The following is a 14,864-nucleotide window of genomic DNA, read 5'->3' on the forward strand; positions in this document are numbered from 1 at the left end:
GTGCGTAACAGTGTTCCCACACTGCTGGGCACTCACGACCCCGAATGAGGAGGGAATTCCCGAGCATGGAACCGTTCACCACACACACGGGCATCGGAGTCCCGCTGCGCCGGTCCAACGTGGACACCGACCAGATCATCCCGGCCGTGTACCTGAAGCGAGTGACCCGCACCGGATTCGCCGACGGGCTGTTCTCGGCCTGGCGGGCCGACGAGAACTTCATTCTCAACGTCGAGCCCTTCTCCCGGGGATCGGTGCTGGTGGCCGGTCCGGACTTCGGTACCGGCTCGTCGCGCGAGCACGCCGTATGGGCGCTGATGGACTACGGCTTTCGCGTGGTCGTCTCCTCGCGCTTCGCGGATATCTTCCGGGGTAACTCCGCGAAGCAGGGCCTGATCGCCGCGCAGGTCGCGCAGCCCGACGTCGAGGCGCTGTGGGAGGTGTTGGAGAACGAGCCCGGTACCGAGGTCACCGTCGATCTGCGGGAGAAGTCGGTGAGGGCGAAGGATCTGACCGTCCCGTTCGAGATCGACGACTACACGCGGTGGCGCCTGCTGGAAGGGCTCGACGACATCGGGCTCACCCTGCGCCACACCGACGACATCGCCGCGTTCGAGGCCCGTCGTCCGGCTCGACTGCCGGTCACCACACCGGTTCGCTGACCTACTCCGGTCGAAGCCCCTTGCCGCGCAACGACTCGTCGGAAACACTCGTTGCACGGCAAGGGGTTTTTTGGCGTTGTGCCTGGTGTTGCGTGCCCGAAGGCTCTACGGTGCGCATCCATGAACAAATCCCAGCTTGTGGACGCGCTCGCAGCGCGCCTCGGTGACCGGCGGACCGCGGCCTCGGCCGTCGACGGACTGCTCGAGATCATTGTGGACACCGTCGGTTCCGGCGGCTCGGTCTCGCTCACCGGCTTCGGCGTCTTCGAGGCCCGGGCCCGCGCACCGCGCGTCGCGCGCAACCCGCGTACCGGGGAGACGGTCAGCGTCCCGGCGACGACCGTTCCAGCGTTCCGGCCAGGCACGAGCTTCAAGTCGTTGGTGAGCGGGAACGGCGCGCCTTCTCGTCCGGCCCCGGCCCGCAGGCCCCGGCGCACACCGGCCGCGGCGGCGTCACCGGCGGTCGAGGCAAAGACGACGCCGAAGGCGAAGCCCGCCCGGTCGTCAGGCAAGGCCAAGGCGTCGGCGCCGTTCTCCGAGAACAGGTCGGCGAAGGTCGCCGACACCAAGGCCACCTCGAAGACGGCGACCAAGGCATCGGGGAAGTCGACGGCGAAGGCAGCCGGGAAGCCGACGGCCGAGGCCACCGCCAAGCCCGCCCGGAAGACGGCCAAGGCCAAGAAGTAGCCCGCTCGACGCGGCCCGACCGACTCGCGGACGGAAATACCCCGACTCGCGCACGGAAATACCCCGACTCGCGCACGGAAATACCCCGACTCGCGGGGGTGGTCAGCCGGTGGGGGTGGGGTAGTGGTCGGCGAAGAGGGTGCGGCCGTCTCGGCTACCCAGGACCCAGGAGCTGCCCTTGGCCGCCGGGATGTCGCCATCGGACGGCAGGGCCAGGGTCAGTCCGGCTTCGGCGGTGAGCCGATCGACCAGCCAGGGGATCACGGCGCCCTGGCTGGACAGCACCGTCACGCCGGGCAGCGCCGCGAGATCGTGCAGCCGGGCCAGGCTGGCTGCCGGGTCGTTCTGGTAGCCGATGTCGCCGAGCAGGGGCTCATCGACGACATCGAGGCCCAACCGGGCGGCGAGGGGGATGACGGTCTGCCGGCAGCGCATCGGGGGTGCGCTGTGGACCCGGTCGGGACCGAACAGCGACAGCAGCGTCGTGAGCCCCGTGACCTGGGCGTGGCCCGCCGGCGACAGCGGGCGAAGGGCGTCCTCACCGGTCCAGTCCCGCCGAGCACCCGCCTTGGCATGCCGGACCAGCACCAGCACCGAGTTCGGCACCGGCCGGGCGGCGAACCGGCCGAGGATCTCCCGGTCGCGGTCGTAGGACAGCATGTCCATCGCCTCGGCCGGGGAGAGCCAGCGCAGCTCGTCGGTCTCGTGGTTCGGGCTGAAGCCCGGGCCGCCGGAACGGGCCTGACCGGCCCAGTAGCGAACCAGCTTCGTGGCGCCGGCCACCGCGTAGCGCACGTCGCCGAGCCGCTCGCCGAGCCGTAGGTGACAGCCCGTCTCCTCGGTGACCTCGCGGACGGCGGCGGCGGGCAGGGTCTCGCCCGCGTCGAGCTTGCCCTTGGGCAGCGACCAGTCGTCATAGCGCGGCCGATGCACCAGCGCGACCCGCAAGCCCGCCGGGTCGGCGCTGTCGTCCTCGGCGAACCGCCACAGGACGGCGCCGGCGGCGAGTACGTCGACGCCTGCGGTGTCCTGTGCGGTCACGACATCGGACACGCTCATTCCGCGCCCGCCGCGACGAGCGCGTGCCGGGTCATCATCTCGGCCTGATGGTCACGAACCTCGTCGATATCGGCGCCCGGTGGCGGCGAGGGCTCCCAGCCCCCGTCGGCCTGCAGCGTCCAGCAGCGGGTGGCCGGATTCAGACAGGAGTCGAAGACGTCGCCGAGCTGGCCGGCCAACCTCGGGTCGGCGACGCGCAACAGCACCTCGACCCGGCGGTCGAGGTTGCGGTGCATCATGTCGGCGCTGCCGATCCAGTATTCGTCCGCGGCGGCGAAGTGAAAGACGCGGGAGTGCTCGAGGAAGCGGCCGAGGATGGAGCGGACCCGGATGTTCTCCGACAGACCCGGCCTGCCGGGACGCAGCGCGCAGATCCCCCGCACCACGACGTCGACCGGGACGCCGGCCTGCGAGGCCCGGTACAGCGCGTCGATCACCTGCTCGTCGACCAGCGAGTTGACCTTGATCCGGATCCGGGCCTGCCGGTCGCCCCGGTGATGCGCCTCGACCTCCCCCTCGATGCGTCGCACGATGCCCCGGCGCACCCCGTAGGGGGCCACCAGGAGGCTGCGGTACTGCATCTGCCGGGAGTACCCGGTGAGCGAGTTGAACAGGTTCGTGAGGTCGGCACCGATCTCCGGGTCGGCGGTGAGCACCCCGATGTCCTCGTAGAGCCGGGCGGTCTTGGGGTTGTAGTTGCCGGTCCCGATGTGGCAGTAGCGACGGATGGTGGAGCCCTCCTGGCGGACCACCATCGAGGTCTTGCAGTGCGTCTTCAGCCCCACCAACCCGTAGACGACGTGCACGCCCGCTTTCTCCAGCTCGCGCGCCCAGCGGATGTTGGCCTGCTCGTCGAACCGTGCCTTGATCTCCACGAGCGCGACGACCTGCTTGCCCGCTCCGGCCGCCTCGATCAGCGCGTCGACGATCGGGGAGTCGCCGGAGGTACGGTAGAGCGTCTGCTTGATCGCCAGGACGTCCGGATCGGCCGCGGCCTGCTCGATGAACCGCTGCACGCTGGTGGAGAACGAGTCGTAGGGATGGTGCACGAGCACGTCGCCCTCGCGCAGGGTGGCGAAGATGCTGCGCGGGATCTCCCGCTCGCCGAACGCCGGATGCGTCGCGGGAACGAACGGCTCGTCCTTGAGGTCCGGCCGGTCGACGGCGTAGACCTGCCACAGGGCGGTGAGATCGAGCAGCCCGGGCACGGTGACGACGTCGCTCGGGTCGACGTCGAGCTCCCGCAGCAGCAGCTCCAGCACGTGCTCGCTCATCGTGTCGACGACCTCGAGACGCACCGGCGGACCGAACCGGCGCCGGGCCAGCTCGCGTTCGAGGGCCTGCAGCAGGTCCTCGTCGCGGTCCTCCTCGACCTCGAGGTCGGCGTTGCGGGTGACCCGGAACGCGTGCACCTCGGTCACCTCCATCGAGGTGAACAGTTCACCGAGGTGGGCCGAGATCAGGTCTTCGATCGGCAGGAAGGTGACCTCGCCCGGCTCCTCGCTCTCGACGCGCACGAGCCGCGGCACGTTGTTGGGAACCTTGACCCTGGCGAACCGCTCGGTGCGGCCCTCGGGGTCGCGCACGGTCACGGCCAGGTTGAGCGAGAGCCCCGAGATATAGGGGAAGGGGTGCGCCGGATCGACCGCGAGCGGGGTGAGCACCGGGAAGACCTGAGCGGAGAAGTACTCCGAGAGCCGCTCCCGCTGCGCGGCCGTGAGATCCGGCCAGCGCTTGACGTGGATGCCCTGTTCGGCGAGCTCGGGGCGGACCTGGTCGAGGAACACCTCGGAGTGGGCCCTGGCGAGCACCTGGCTGCGGACGGCGATGCGGGCCAGCTGTTCACGCGGGGACAGCCCGTCGGCGCTGCGGACGGCCAGTCCGGTGTCGTCGCGGCGCTTCAGCCCGGCGACGCGGACCATGTAGAACTCGTCGAGGTTGCTGGCGAAGATCGCCAAGAACTTCGCCCGTTCGAGCAGGGGCTGGCTCGGGTCCTCGGCCAGCGCGAGCACCCGCGCGTTGAAGTCGAGCCAGGACAGCTCGCGGTTGAGATAGCGATCGTCGGGCAGGCCCGAGCCGGCCGCGGCAGTGGTCGGGGCGGGCGGGCCGATCGGCGCGCCCAGCGCCGAGTCGGGCGGGACGCTCCGCGAGGGCACGGTCGCGGTGGAGTTGGGCGCTTCGGCGGGCGGGCCCGGCATGGACTCGGCCGGGTCGGGCGCCGTCGGCGGGGGGATGGGAGCCGAGACGCGCACCCCGGCGGAGGACGCGGCGACGGTGGAGGCGGCGGAGGCCGCGGCGCCCTTGGCCGACCGGCTGGAACCGGCTCCGCGCGCGGCGGTCCGGGGGCGTCCCGTACCCGCCGAACCCGTGCCGGGTGCGGCGGAGTCCGGCGCGGACCGTCCGGCGAGGCTCTCCCGCCGGGCCGAGGGGCGTGGGGCGCGACGCGAGGTTCGTGAGGCGTCGGCACGGCGCGAGCTGCCGCTGGTGTCCTTCGTCGGGGCCTTGTCCGGCTGGCTGGGCGAGGAGTCGGAAGGATGCGGATCCGAGGTGCGGGCGTCGCGACTCACGGTAAGACATTGTGGCGCACCCCGGGGGTCCCGGCCTCACCTCCCCCGGGCGACTGCAAGGTGAATTTCTGGTTTCCGACGAATACCGAAATCATCACCGCGACGGTGGTTCACGGCGTCAGCACCCCGCGCGTCCGTCGCCCCACGCCGAGACCGGCGGCACACAGCAGGTCGTCCCCGGTGTCGACATCGCGGCGCAGCCCGGGCCACTCACCCGGCAGCGGATAGGCGCCGGAGCGGCGGTGGCGGCCGGCCGAACCGGGGCCGAACCGCGGGTTCAGCGCCGTGGCCGGGGCACTGAGCAACAGCGTCGTGCCCTCGCCGCGAGCGTCGGCGCAGAAGGCGCGACGCGCCCGGCCCGCCGCGAACACGGCCGCGGCCATCGCGATCGCCTCGTCGAGTTCAGCGGGACGCAACGCGGGCAGATCGGCCTGAAGGGCGCCGACGGCCGCGCACGGATCGTGTGCCCGCAGCACGTCGGCGCCGTGGCGCAGCGCGGGGTTCAGCCCGGCGGCGGGACCGTCCGGGGCCACGGCGACGCCCTCGGCGGCGAGCTCGGCGGTGACCGTGGCGTCCGAGGTCACCACCAGCACGGTCCGGACGCGATCGGCGGCGCGCGCCGCGGCGACGGTGTCGAGGGCGATCGCGAGCGCGAGCCGTTCGTGCGCCGCCGCCTCACCCACGCCGTTGTCGGCGGCGCCGCGCAGCCGGGACTTGGCGGCGCGCAGCGGCTTGATCGGGACCACCAGATCGATGGTCCGCATTCGCGGGGTGGACACGGGTCCATCGTCGCATCCTCCCGTGGTGGACCAGGCGGCTCCGGCCGGGAAGACTCAGCCGGAGATCGCAAGGCGGGAGGCTAGGGGTGAGTCGGGAAAATGGTGGGTTCTGGGAGAAGTTCGCCGCGGTCTTCTTCTACCCGATCGGCTTCGTGACGGGCCGGGTCCGCTACGAGGGAAGCGAGCACCTCCCCGCGCGGGGTGGGGCGCTGCTGGTGGCCAACCACATCTCCTACCTGGATCCGGTCCACACCGCGCTGTATGTGCATCGGGCCCGCCGGATGCCGCGGTTCCTGGCCAAGCACAGCCTGTGGAAGGTGCCGATGCTCGGCAAGATCTTGGTCGGCACCGGTCAGATCCCGGTCTATCGACAGTCCGCCGATGCCGGGCAGAGCCTGCGCGCCGCGACGGAGGCGCTGCACGAAGGCAAGATCGTTGTGATCTACCCGGAGGGCACGATCACCCGCGATCCGGCGGGTTGGCCGATGCATGCCCGAACCGGTGCCGCCCGGCTCGCGTTGACGTCGGACGTTCCGGTGCTGCCGGTGGTGCACTGGGGCACCCGGGAGGTCTACGACCACTACAACAGGAGGTTCCGGCCGTTCCCGCGTCGGACGATCACCGTGCGGGCCGGGGCTCCGATCGATCTGTCGGCCTACCGCGGGCGGCCGATCGACGCCGTGGTGCTGCGCGAGGTCACCGACCTGCTGATGACGCGGGTGCGGGATCTACTCGTCGAGGTGCGTGGGGAGCCTGCCCCCGCCCAGTTCTACCGTGGGGGTGCATCGTGAGTCGGACGGATGAGGTACGGCGGGTGGCTGTGCTCGGCGCCGGTTCGTGGGGAACGACCTTTGCCAAGGTGCTGGCCGACGCGGGTCGTGACGTCACGCTGTGGGCCCGCAGGCCCGAGGTCGCGGCCGCGATCAACGAACGCCGGACCAACCCCGGCTACCTACCGGGGATCACCCTGCCGGAACGGCTCTCGGCGTCGAGCGACGCGGGGGAGACGCTCGAGGGCGCCGACGCCGTGGTCTTCGCGGTACCGTCCCAGACGCTGCGGTCGAACCTCGCCCGCTGGCGCGACCTGCTCCCGTCGGGGTGCACCCTGGTGAGCCTGGCCAAGGGCGTCGAGCTGGGCACGCTCAAGCGGATGAGCGAGCTGATCGTCGAGATGGCGCGGGTGCCGCAGGACCAGGTGGCCGTCGTCTCCGGGCCGAACCTGGCGCTGGAGATCGCGCACTGCGAGCCGACCGCGACGGTGATCGCCTGCGTCGACCACGACCGTGCGGTGGCCCTGCAGAACGCCTGCGCGACCGGCTACTTCCGGGCCTACACCAACACCGATGTCCTCGGCTGTGAGCTGGGTGGGGCGGGCAAGAACGTCATCGCGCTGGCGGTCGGGATCGCGGCCGGGATGGGGTTGGGCGACAACAGCCGGGCGTCGGTGATCACCCGGGGGCTGGCCGAGGTCTCCCGGCTCGGGATCGCGCTCGGGGCCGACCCGCTGACCTTCGCCGGGCTCGCCGGACTGGGCGACCTCGTCGCCACCTGTTCGTCGCCGCTGTCGCGCAACCGGACCTTCGGTGAGCGACTGGGCCGGGGCGAGACCCTCGCCGAGGCCGAACGGGCCAACCACGGGCAGGTGGCCGAGGGGGTGAAGTCGTGCCTGTCGATCTGCGAGCTGGGCGAACGGCACGGCGTCGAGCTCCCGATCGCCGACGCGGTGCGGCGGGTCTGCCACGAGGACCTCTCCCCGTCGGCGATGGCCAAGGAGCTGATCAGCCGGTCCTACAAGCCCGAGTACCGGTGAGCCCGGTGGTCTCGCCGGTCCGCCGGGTGGCGCGGGCGACCCACCGCCGCCCGTCGTCACCCCTCGGCCCGACCGAACGCCGTGATCTCCTCGACCTCCTGTGAGGACAGCTCACGCGGAACCTCCCCGCGGCTCACCTTCACACCCTGGACGCGATGGCGGATGTCGTCGACGATCTCCGGGTTCGCGAGCGTCGACACATCGCCGACGTCGGCGAAGTTGGAGATCCCGGCGATGACCCTGCGCATGATCTTTCCGGAGCGGGTCTTGGGCATGTCCGGGACGATCCAGACGCTCCGTGGCCGCGCGATCTTCCCGATCTCGGTCTCGATGGCGCCGGCGACCTTCGCCTCGATCTCCGCGGAGGCGGCGATGCCGGGCTTGAGCGCGACGTACATTTCGACGACCCGGCCGCGCAGCTCGTCGACGACGGGGACGGCGGCGGCCTCGGCGACCTCGGCGACGGTGAGGCTGGCCGACTCCAGTTCCTTGGTCCCCAGCCGGTGCCCGGCCACGTTGATGACATCGTCGATCCGGCCGAGGATCCGGAAGTAACCGTCGGGCGCCTGCACCGCGCCGTCGCCGGCCAGGTACGGCCAATCGTGCCAGTCCGTGCTGTCCTTGTTCCGGCAGTACTTCTCGTAGTAGAGCTGGACGAATCGCTCGGGCTGCCCCCAGATGGTCTGGAAGATGCCCGGCCACGGGTTGCGGATGCAGATGTTGCCGGCCCGGCCGGAGCCGGCCTCGACCACGTTGCGGTCCTCGTCGTAGATCACGGGATAGATCCCGAGTACTCCCGGGCCGCAGCTGCCCGGTTTCATCGGCTGCAGGGCGGGCAGGGTGCTGCCCAGGAACCCGCCGTTCTCGGTCTGCCACCAGGTGTCGACGATGACCGCCTCGCGCTTGCCGACGACCTCGTAGTACCAGCGCCAGACGTCCGGCTCGATCGGCTCGCCCACCGTCGTCATGTGCTTGAAGTGGTAGTCGTACTTCGCCGGTTCGTCCGGTCCGAGCTTGCGCAGCATCCGGATCGTCGTGGGTGCGGTGTGGAAGATGGTCACCCCGAGCCGTTCCGCGATCCGCCACGGGCGCCCGGGATCGGGATAGGTGGGTACCCCCTCGTAGAGCACGCTGGTGGTGCCGAGCGCCAGCGGACCGTAGACGATGTAGGAGTGCCCGGTGATCCAGCCGATGTCGGCGAAGCACCAGTACGTGTCCTCGGGGTGGATGTCCTGGTAGTACTTCGACGTGCCGGCCACGTAGGCGAGGTAGCCGCCGGTGCTGTGCTGGCAGCCCTTGGGCCGGGCCGTCGTGCCACTGGTGTACATGAGGAACAGCGGCGCCTCCGCCGGCATGGACACCGGCTCGACCAGCAGCCCGCGATACTCCTTGATCAGGTCGTCGACGAAGTAGTCGCGCCCGTCGACCATCGGGCTCGCGGACGCGTATCGGCCGGGGTGCCGGCGCCAGACCAGGACCTTGTCGACCTCCATGCCGAGCTTCCGAGCCGTGGCCAGTGCCTCGTCGGCCTTGGCCTTGTGATCGATCAGCTCACCGTTGCGGTAGTACCCGTCCATCGTCACCAGGATGTGGCTGCCCGAGTCGGCGATCCGGTCCCCACATGCGCTGCCGCTGAAGCCGCCGAACACCTCCGAATGAACGACACCGAGCCGGGCGCAGGCGAGCATGGACACAGGAAGCTCGGGAACCATCGGTAGGTGGAAGGTCACCCGGTCGCCCACGCGTACGCGACAGAAGTCCCGCAGCAGCGCGGCGAACTCGTTCACCCGCCGGTACAGCTCCTGGTAGGTCACCGCCTCGGTGCGCTCGGTCTCCGGCTCCGGCACCCAGATGAACGCCGCCTTGTTGCGGCTGGACGGCAGGTGCCGGTCGACGCAGTTGTAGCAGGCGTTGAGCCGGCCGCCGACGAACCACCGCCAGAACGGGGCGTTGGAGGTGTCCAGCGTGGTGTGCCAGTAGGCGTCCCAGGACAGCAGGTCCGCGTACTCCTTGAAGCACTCCGGGAAGTGGTCCTCGCCGAACCGTTCCAGGATGCGCGGGTCGCCGGCATTCGCCTGCGCGATGAACCGTGCGGGCGGATGGCGGTACTCCTCCTCGCGCCAGTGAACGGCGATCTGCGCCGCGGAGGCCGGCGCTGCCTGCTCTGCGGTCATGTGCCTCGATCTCCTCACCGTGCGGACGTCGGTCCTGGTCCGCGGCGAGCAGGCAACGGCAGACGCCGAACCGGCGGAGTTCGTCAGCGAGCGCGGCCGGCCGGGTGAACGACGCGAGGGCGTGGGCCGACGGCGGCGGCCCGCGCGGGCTGGTTCGTGTCGAGGACCGGCAGCCGTGCCACCAGCAGCGACAGCTCGCCTGCAAGATGGTGCTGTGTCACCTTCGCCGCCTCCCACACTCCGGGAGCAGCCCCAGTCTGTCCCAGGCACCCGGCCCGCGCCAGCGGCAATCGGTCGAGTACCCGTGAGCGCGGACCGGTGTGGGAACACTGTTACGCACGCACGAGGGCGGGCCACCAGGGCGAACGGGACGAGGTGCGGCCATGGTGGGTGACGGGACGCGCTGCGTGCACGGCGGGTACCCGGCGGCCGAGCCGGGCGCGCCGCTGCATCCGGCACCGGTGCTCACCTCGGCCTTCCACCTCGGCGTCCCGGGCGACCCGCTGCCGCGCGACTTCTACGGTCGCGTCGACAACCCGACCTGGCGGGCGCTGGAGTCGGCGATCGGCGAGCTGGACGGCGGCGAATGCGTGCTGTTCAGCTCCGGGATGGCGGCGATCTCCGCGGTGCTGCGGACCACCGCCCGCCCGGGCCGTGCGGTCGTGCTGCCCGCCGACGGTTACCACCTCGCGCGGACGCTGGCGGAGGAGGAGCTGGCCCCGCTGGGGGTGCCGGTCCGGACGGTGCCGACCGCCGGGTACTGGGGCGGTGCCGTGCTGGAGGGCGCCTCGCTCGTCCTGCTGGAGACCCCGTCCAACCCCGGGCTGGAGGTCTGCGACATCGCCGCCGTCGCCGCGCTCGCCCACGCCGCGGGCGCGCTGGTCGCCGTCGACAACACCACCGCGACGCCGCTGGGGCAGCACCCGCTCGAGCTCGGTGCCGACCTCGTCGTTTCCAGCGATACCAAGGCGGTGTCCGGACACGGCGATGTCGTCCTCGGACATGTGAGCGCCGCCGACCCCGTGCTCGTCGGACGGCTGCGTGCGGCCCGCAGCCGCGGCGGCGCCGTACCCGGACCCCTGGAGACCTGGCTCGCCCACCGCGGGCTGGGCACCCTGGACCTACGGCTGGAGCGCCAGGCGGCCAACGCCCGGGCAGTGGCCACGGCGCTGCGCGGGCATCCGGCCGTGTCCGACGTCCGCTGGCCCGGGCTCGAGGACGATCCGGCGCACGCGGTGGCGGCGCGGCAGATGCGGCGCTGGAACGGCGTGCTGCGGTTCACCCTTGCCTCGGCGGCCGCCGTGGCCCGGTTTCTCGAGGCATCGCGGCTGGTGTGCTCGGCGACCAGCTTCGGCGGCCTGCGCACCTCTGCCGACCGGCGCGAGCGCTGGGGCGACGCCGTGCCGCCGGGGCTGGTGCGCCTGTCCGCGGGGTGTGAGGACGCGACCGACCTCGTGGCCGACGTCCTCGCCGCACTGGACGCCGTCGGCCGCTGAGCGCGCGGACCGGTGCGCTCGGCCGCGCCTGCGTCCACCTGAGCGACATCTCGCACGTCACCCGTGCGTAACCCACCCCCCGTATGGTCGACTGTGAGGAGCCGCTGGAGGTGGTCGCGTGCCGCATCGACAACCTGGCCCCATCGGTACCGACCCCGATCCAGGGGAGGTGCCGGGGGCCGCGTCGCGCCCGGGCGCGGTCCCGACGGGGCCCAGGGTCCTGTTACTGAACGCCAGCTTCGAACCCCTGACGGTGGTCACCGCCAAGCGCGCCATCCTGCTCATGCTCAGCGGTAAGGCGGAGTGCGTCCAGGTCTGTCTGGAGGGCACGGCGTTCCGCTCCGAGAGCCTGTCGATCCCTGCGCCGTCGGTGATGCGATTGTCCCGGTACGTGCGGGTGCCCTACCGACGGTCGGTACCGATGACCCGTTCCGGTGTCCTGCGCCGCGACGGGCGGCGCTGTGCCTACTGCGGCAAGCGCGCGGACACCGTCGATCACGTCGTGCCGCGCAGTCGCGGTGGTGCGCACACTTGGGAGAACTGCGTCGCGGCGTGTCGAGCGTGCAACTCCCGCAAGGCCGACCGGCTGATCGAGGAGCTCGGCTGGACGCTGCGGACCCACCCGGCCCCGCCGAGCCGGTCGGCGGGTGGCGTCCTCGTGCTCACAGCCGAACCACTGCCGGCCTGGAAGCCGTGGCTGACCGCTGCGGCATGACGATGGCCGACGCGCGTAGGCCCCGTAACGACCGGTCCCACCGGGCCGACAAGCCGGTAGCGGTGGACGGCGATGCGGGCACCGCGGCGTCGTACCCGCTCGACCTGCGCCGTCCACGAGGGATGTTGGTGGAAGGGACGGCCGTTGACCGACGACGAGACCACCGGCACCCGGCACAGCTGTCCCGTCGTCCCCACCGGCCCCGGTCACCGGTCTGGGCGGTTGCGGCTGGCGGCCTACGCCGGTGGGGTGGCGGGCGCGGCGATCCTCGGCATGGTCGGGGTGAGCCTGGTCGCCGGGCCGGGTATCGCGATGTTCGAGGTGCCGCTGGTCGAGGCGCCGACCCGGTCCGCGGGGGAGCACGGACGGGCCCCGGGGACCGAGCTCGCACCTGTCGTCGAGGCCACGGCACCCGCGACCAACCGCTGGACGGCCGGGACGGATGATCCCCGCCCGGCCCAGACGGCCGCCGCCCCGGTGCCTCCGGTGGTCGATGCCTCCACGGTCGTGGCGTCGGCGATGGCCTCGCCCAGCCCCTCCACCTCGGCGCCGGCGCAGACGCGCATCCGGAGCGCCCGGTGAGGCCGACGGGCACCGGCGGGTACCCCCCTGACCCGGGGCGGCGCCCGGATGACCGGAGGCGGATGATGAACGCGGCACGTGAGGACGAGCTCGCTCGCGGACCGGCGTAGCGATCGTCCGCGGGGGCGGAGCCGGGGGCATGGGCCGGCGTCCGCTGGTGCGCGGCACGCGCTTGCCGGAACCGCGGACGAGGTCGGCCGGTGGTCCCGACGGTGTTCGCGATGAGTACAGCCGACGCAGCGCCGCGTTCGGAGCCGAACGGCGATCGTACGAGGGTCGGAAGAGGGAATGACATGGCGTCGCCCCCGATGAACGACGAACTGAACCGGCACGCGGTGCTGCCGGCGGGGGACCGGCGGGGTTTCGCGTCGCTGCGCCTGCCGGCCACGCCGCGAGCCGAGCGGTATGCGATCGGGCGCGGGCTGCGCAAGCGGGCCTCGCGTGAGTCGCTCGGGACCTGGGAGCCGCCGCCACTGCGGGCCGACCCGGTCGTGCAGATCATCGCGAGCCACGAGGGCCGGGTCGAACGGCTGATCCCGGTCCGGGTCGGCCGGATGGCGAAGTCCCCGTACGCGTTCCTGCGCGGCGCCGCGGCCATCCACGCGGCCGACTTCGCGGCGCTACCCGCCTCCGGGATTCAGCCGGTCATCTGCGGCGACGCGCATCTGGGCAACTTCGGGTTCTACGCCTCGCCGGAGCGCGACCTCGTCTTCGACCTCAACGATTTCGATGAGGCCCACCCGGGGGCCTGGGAATGGGACCTGCGCAGACTGGTGGTGAGCGTCTGGGTCGCGGGCCGGGAGAACGGTGCCTCGGAACAGGACTGCGCGCGGGCGGTGAGCCGGTGCGTCGCGTCCTATCGGGAGCATCTGGCGAATCTGGCGGAGCAACCGCTGCTGGCCCGCTCGTTCGAACGGCTCGATCTGGAGCGGCTGCAGCAGACCGCGTCGCGCAAGGCGATCCGCCGCGAGTTCGAACAGGCCGCACGGCGGGCCCGCCGGCGGACCAGCGACCGCGCGCTGCCCCGATTCACCCGTGAGTTGGGCGGCGCGCGACGCATCGTCGAGGAGCCGCCGCTGATCACCCGGCCCGATCCGCAGCAGTACGAGCGGCTCGCCGAGGCGCTCGACCACTATCTGCGGACGCTGCCCCCGCACTGGGCACGCATCCTCGGCGGGTACCGGCTCATCGACGTGGCGCACAAGGTCGTCGGCGTGGGGTCGGTGGGGCTGCGCGCCTACATCGCGTTGTGCGAGGGCTCCAGCCCGGACGACGTGGTCTTCCTGCAGCTCAAACAGGCCCGTCGCTCAGTGATCGCGCCGTACGTCCACGGCGACGACGCGTGGCACGCCCATCAGGGCAACCGGGTGGTGGAGTACCAGCAGGCGCTGCAGACGGTGAGCGACCCGCTGCTGGGCTGGACCACCGTGGAGGACCGGCAGTACTACGTGCGGCAGTTCCGGGACATGAAGGGGGCGATCGTCCTCGACGGCATCGACGCCTCGGCGCTGGAGGATTATGCCGCGGTCTGCGGGCTGTTGCTGGCCAAAGGCCACGCCCGCACCAGCGGGGCGTCGATGATCGCGGGTTACTGCGGCGGTTCGGACCGGCTGGACCGGGCGATGTGCCGATTCGCCAGGGACTACGCCGATCAGACCGAACGCGACCACGCGGCGTTGCTGGCGGCGATCCGGGCCGGAGTGCTGCCCTGTGAGGAGGGGGTGTGAGACCCGCCGGACAGCAGCCCGGCCAGGTCGTCCCACGAACCCGCGCCGAGGTCCTTCTCGCTGATCGCGGTCACCGGCAGCGGCCAGCGGATATCGAGTGCGGGATCGTCGAAACGCACCGAGAGGTCCTGGCTCGGGTCGTGCTCGCGGTCGATCCGGTAGCAGATGTCCGTCTCCTCGGTGAGCGCCTGGAAGCCGTGCAGGAATCCGGGGGGCACGTAGAGATGGACGAACTGGGTGTCGTCCAGGGTCAGGCTCAGATGCTCGCCGAAGGTGGGCGAGTCCGGGCGGGCGTCGACGAGAACGTCGAACACCGCGCCGCGGGCGCAGCGGATCAGCTTGGCCTCGCCGCGGCCGCCGCGGCCGTGCAACCCGCGGATCGTCCCGTAGCGGGACCGGGACTGGCTGTCCTGCACGAACAGTTCCGGCCGCAGGCCGTGGTGACGGGCGACGGCGTTGTCGAAGGTGCGCGTGAAGAATCCGCGATCGTCATGATGCGGGGTGGGGATGAACACCAGCACCCCGGCGAGCGCCAACTCGGCCGTCTGCATTCCTCGGTACTCGGTCGGCGGGCCGAATTCGTTGTGAACGAGCGATGATCGGCGC

13 protein-coding genes are annotated in these 14,864 nt (G+C 71.6%); 8 read left to right on the plus strand and 5 right to left on the minus strand.

Features of this window, described 5'->3' with window-relative positions:
• Positions 1 to 65: 65 nt before the first annotated feature.
• Together leuD and ACFQE5_RS20980 are read left to right on the plus strand one after the other, a co-directional pair.
• Positions 66 to 662, plus strand: a complete 597-nt coding sequence (gene leuD / locus ACFQE5_RS20975) for a 3-isopropylmalate dehydratase small subunit (RefSeq protein ID WP_379587471.1) — start codon at positions 66 to 68, stop codon at positions 660 to 662.
• A 120-nt stretch (positions 663 to 782) separates the two neighbouring features.
• The gene (locus ACFQE5_RS20980; RefSeq protein WP_379587473.1) at positions 783 to 1,349 is read left to right on the plus strand and encodes an HU family DNA-binding protein; all 567 of its coding nucleotides are present in this window, start codon (positions 783 to 785) and stop codon (positions 1,347 to 1,349) included.
• A 102-nt stretch (positions 1,350 to 1,451) separates the two neighbouring features.
• Here ACFQE5_RS20980 and ACFQE5_RS20985 read toward each other — a convergent pair whose 3' ends face one another.
• The 3 genes from ACFQE5_RS20985 to cofC form a co-directional block, all read right to left on the minus strand.
• On the minus strand, positions 1,452 to 2,402 hold the full coding sequence (locus ACFQE5_RS20985) for an NUDIX hydrolase (protein ID WP_379587475.1): 951 nt from the start codon (positions 2,400 to 2,402) through the stop codon (positions 1,452 to 1,454).
• A gap of 2 nt (positions 2,403 to 2,404) precedes the next feature.
• On the minus strand, positions 2,405 to 4,606 hold the full coding sequence (locus tag ACFQE5_RS20990; protein WP_379588063.1) for an RNA degradosome polyphosphate kinase: 2,202 nt from the start codon (positions 4,604 to 4,606) through the stop codon (positions 2,405 to 2,407).
• 479 nt (positions 4,607 to 5,085) lie between these two features.
• Complete coding sequence (gene cofC, locus ACFQE5_RS20995) at positions 5,086 to 5,739, minus strand: 2-phospho-L-lactate guanylyltransferase (RefSeq protein ID WP_379588064.1); 654 nt, start codon at positions 5,737 to 5,739, stop codon at positions 5,086 to 5,088.
• A gap of 101 nt (positions 5,740 to 5,840) precedes the next feature.
• Between cofC and ACFQE5_RS21000 the strand changes: the two genes are divergently transcribed.
• Together ACFQE5_RS21000 and ACFQE5_RS21005 are read left to right on the plus strand one after the other, a co-directional pair.
• Complete coding sequence (locus ACFQE5_RS21000; protein WP_379587477.1) at positions 5,841 to 6,545, plus strand: lysophospholipid acyltransferase family protein; 705 nt, start codon at positions 5,841 to 5,843, stop codon at positions 6,543 to 6,545.
• Complete coding sequence (locus tag ACFQE5_RS21005; RefSeq protein WP_379587479.1) at positions 6,542 to 7,564, plus strand: NAD(P)H-dependent glycerol-3-phosphate dehydrogenase; 1,023 nt, start codon at positions 6,542 to 6,544, stop codon at positions 7,562 to 7,564. The genes ACFQE5_RS21000 and ACFQE5_RS21005 overlap by 4 nt, the downstream gene beginning before the upstream one ends.
• Before the next feature lie 56 nt (positions 7,565 to 7,620).
• Here the strand turns inward: ACFQE5_RS21005 and ACFQE5_RS21010 are convergent, their stop codons facing one another.
• On the minus strand, positions 7,621 to 9,738 hold the full coding sequence (locus tag ACFQE5_RS21010) for an acetate--CoA ligase (protein WP_379587481.1): 2,118 nt from the start codon (positions 9,736 to 9,738) through the stop codon (positions 7,621 to 7,623).
• Between the two features lie 383 nt (positions 9,739 to 10,121).
• Between ACFQE5_RS21010 and ACFQE5_RS21015 the strand changes: the two genes are divergently transcribed.
• From ACFQE5_RS21015 to ACFQE5_RS21030, 4 genes are all read left to right on the plus strand, one after another.
• The gene (locus tag ACFQE5_RS21015) at positions 10,122 to 11,234 is read left to right on the plus strand and encodes a cystathionine gamma-lyase (RefSeq protein ID WP_379587483.1); all 1,113 of its coding nucleotides are present in this window, start codon (positions 10,122 to 10,124) and stop codon (positions 11,232 to 11,234) included.
• Between the two features lie 253 nt (positions 11,235 to 11,487).
• The gene (locus tag ACFQE5_RS21020; RefSeq protein ID WP_379587485.1) at positions 11,488 to 11,949 is read left to right on the plus strand and encodes an HNH endonuclease; all 462 of its coding nucleotides are present in this window, start codon (positions 11,488 to 11,490) and stop codon (positions 11,947 to 11,949) included.
• Between the two features lie 144 nt (positions 11,950 to 12,093).
• Positions 12,094 to 12,531: a hypothetical protein gene (locus tag ACFQE5_RS21025; protein ID WP_379587487.1), complete on the plus strand. Its 438-nt coding sequence runs from the start codon at positions 12,094 to 12,096 to the stop codon at positions 12,529 to 12,531.
• A gap of 308 nt (positions 12,532 to 12,839) precedes the next feature.
• Positions 12,840 to 14,258 carry a DUF2252 domain-containing protein gene (locus tag ACFQE5_RS21030; RefSeq protein ID WP_379587489.1) on the plus strand — a complete coding sequence of 473 codons (1,419 nt, stop codon included), beginning with the start codon at positions 12,840 to 12,842 and terminating at the stop codon, positions 14,256 to 14,258.
• On the opposite strand, the gene ACFQE5_RS21035 is transcribed toward ACFQE5_RS21030, so the two are convergent.
• Positions 14,183 to 14,809 (minus strand): dTDP-4-dehydrorhamnose 3,5-epimerase family protein, encoded by a 627-nt coding sequence (locus ACFQE5_RS21035; protein ID WP_379587491.1) that lies wholly within the window; start codon positions 14,807 to 14,809, stop codon positions 14,183 to 14,185. The genes ACFQE5_RS21030 and ACFQE5_RS21035 overlap by 76 nt on opposite strands.
• Between the last annotated feature and the right edge of the window lie 55 nt (positions 14,810 to 14,864).

The organism is Pseudonocardia hispaniensis (assembly GCF_042658695.1).
GTDB lineage: Bacteria > Actinomycetota > Actinomycetes > Mycobacteriales > Pseudonocardiaceae > Pseudonocardia > Pseudonocardia hispaniensis.

What these genes read in the sequence shown, in the direction of transcription:
- cofC (WP_379588064.1), bottom strand. Translation starts at nt 5,739, where the DNA reads ATGCGGACCATCGATCTGGTGGTCCCGATCAAGCCGCTGCGCGCCGCC.
- ACFQE5_RS21010 (WP_379587481.1), bottom strand. Translation starts at nt 9,738, where the DNA reads ATGACCGCAGAGCAGGCAGCGCCGGCCTCCGCGGCGCAGATCGCCGTT.
- ACFQE5_RS21030 (WP_379587489.1), top strand. Translation starts at nt 12,840, where the DNA reads ATGAACGACGAACTGAACCGGCACGCGGTGCTGCCGGCGGGGGACCGG.
- ACFQE5_RS20980 (WP_379587473.1), top strand. Translation starts at nt 783, where the DNA reads ATGAACAAATCCCAGCTTGTGGACGCGCTCGCAGCGCGCCTCGGTGAC.
- ACFQE5_RS21035 (WP_379587491.1), bottom strand. Translation starts at nt 14,809, where the DNA reads ATGCAGACGGCCGAGTTGGCGCTCGCCGGGGTGCTGGTGTTCATCCCC.
- leuD (WP_379587471.1), top strand. Translation starts at nt 66, where the DNA reads ATGGAACCGTTCACCACACACACGGGCATCGGAGTCCCGCTGCGCCGG.
- ACFQE5_RS21015 (WP_379587483.1), top strand. Translation starts at nt 10,122, where the DNA reads ATGGTGGGTGACGGGACGCGCTGCGTGCACGGCGGGTACCCGGCGGCC.
- ACFQE5_RS20990 (WP_379588063.1), bottom strand. Translation starts at nt 4,606, where the DNA reads ATGCCGGGCCCGCCCGCCGAAGCGCCCAACTCCACCGCGACCGTGCCC.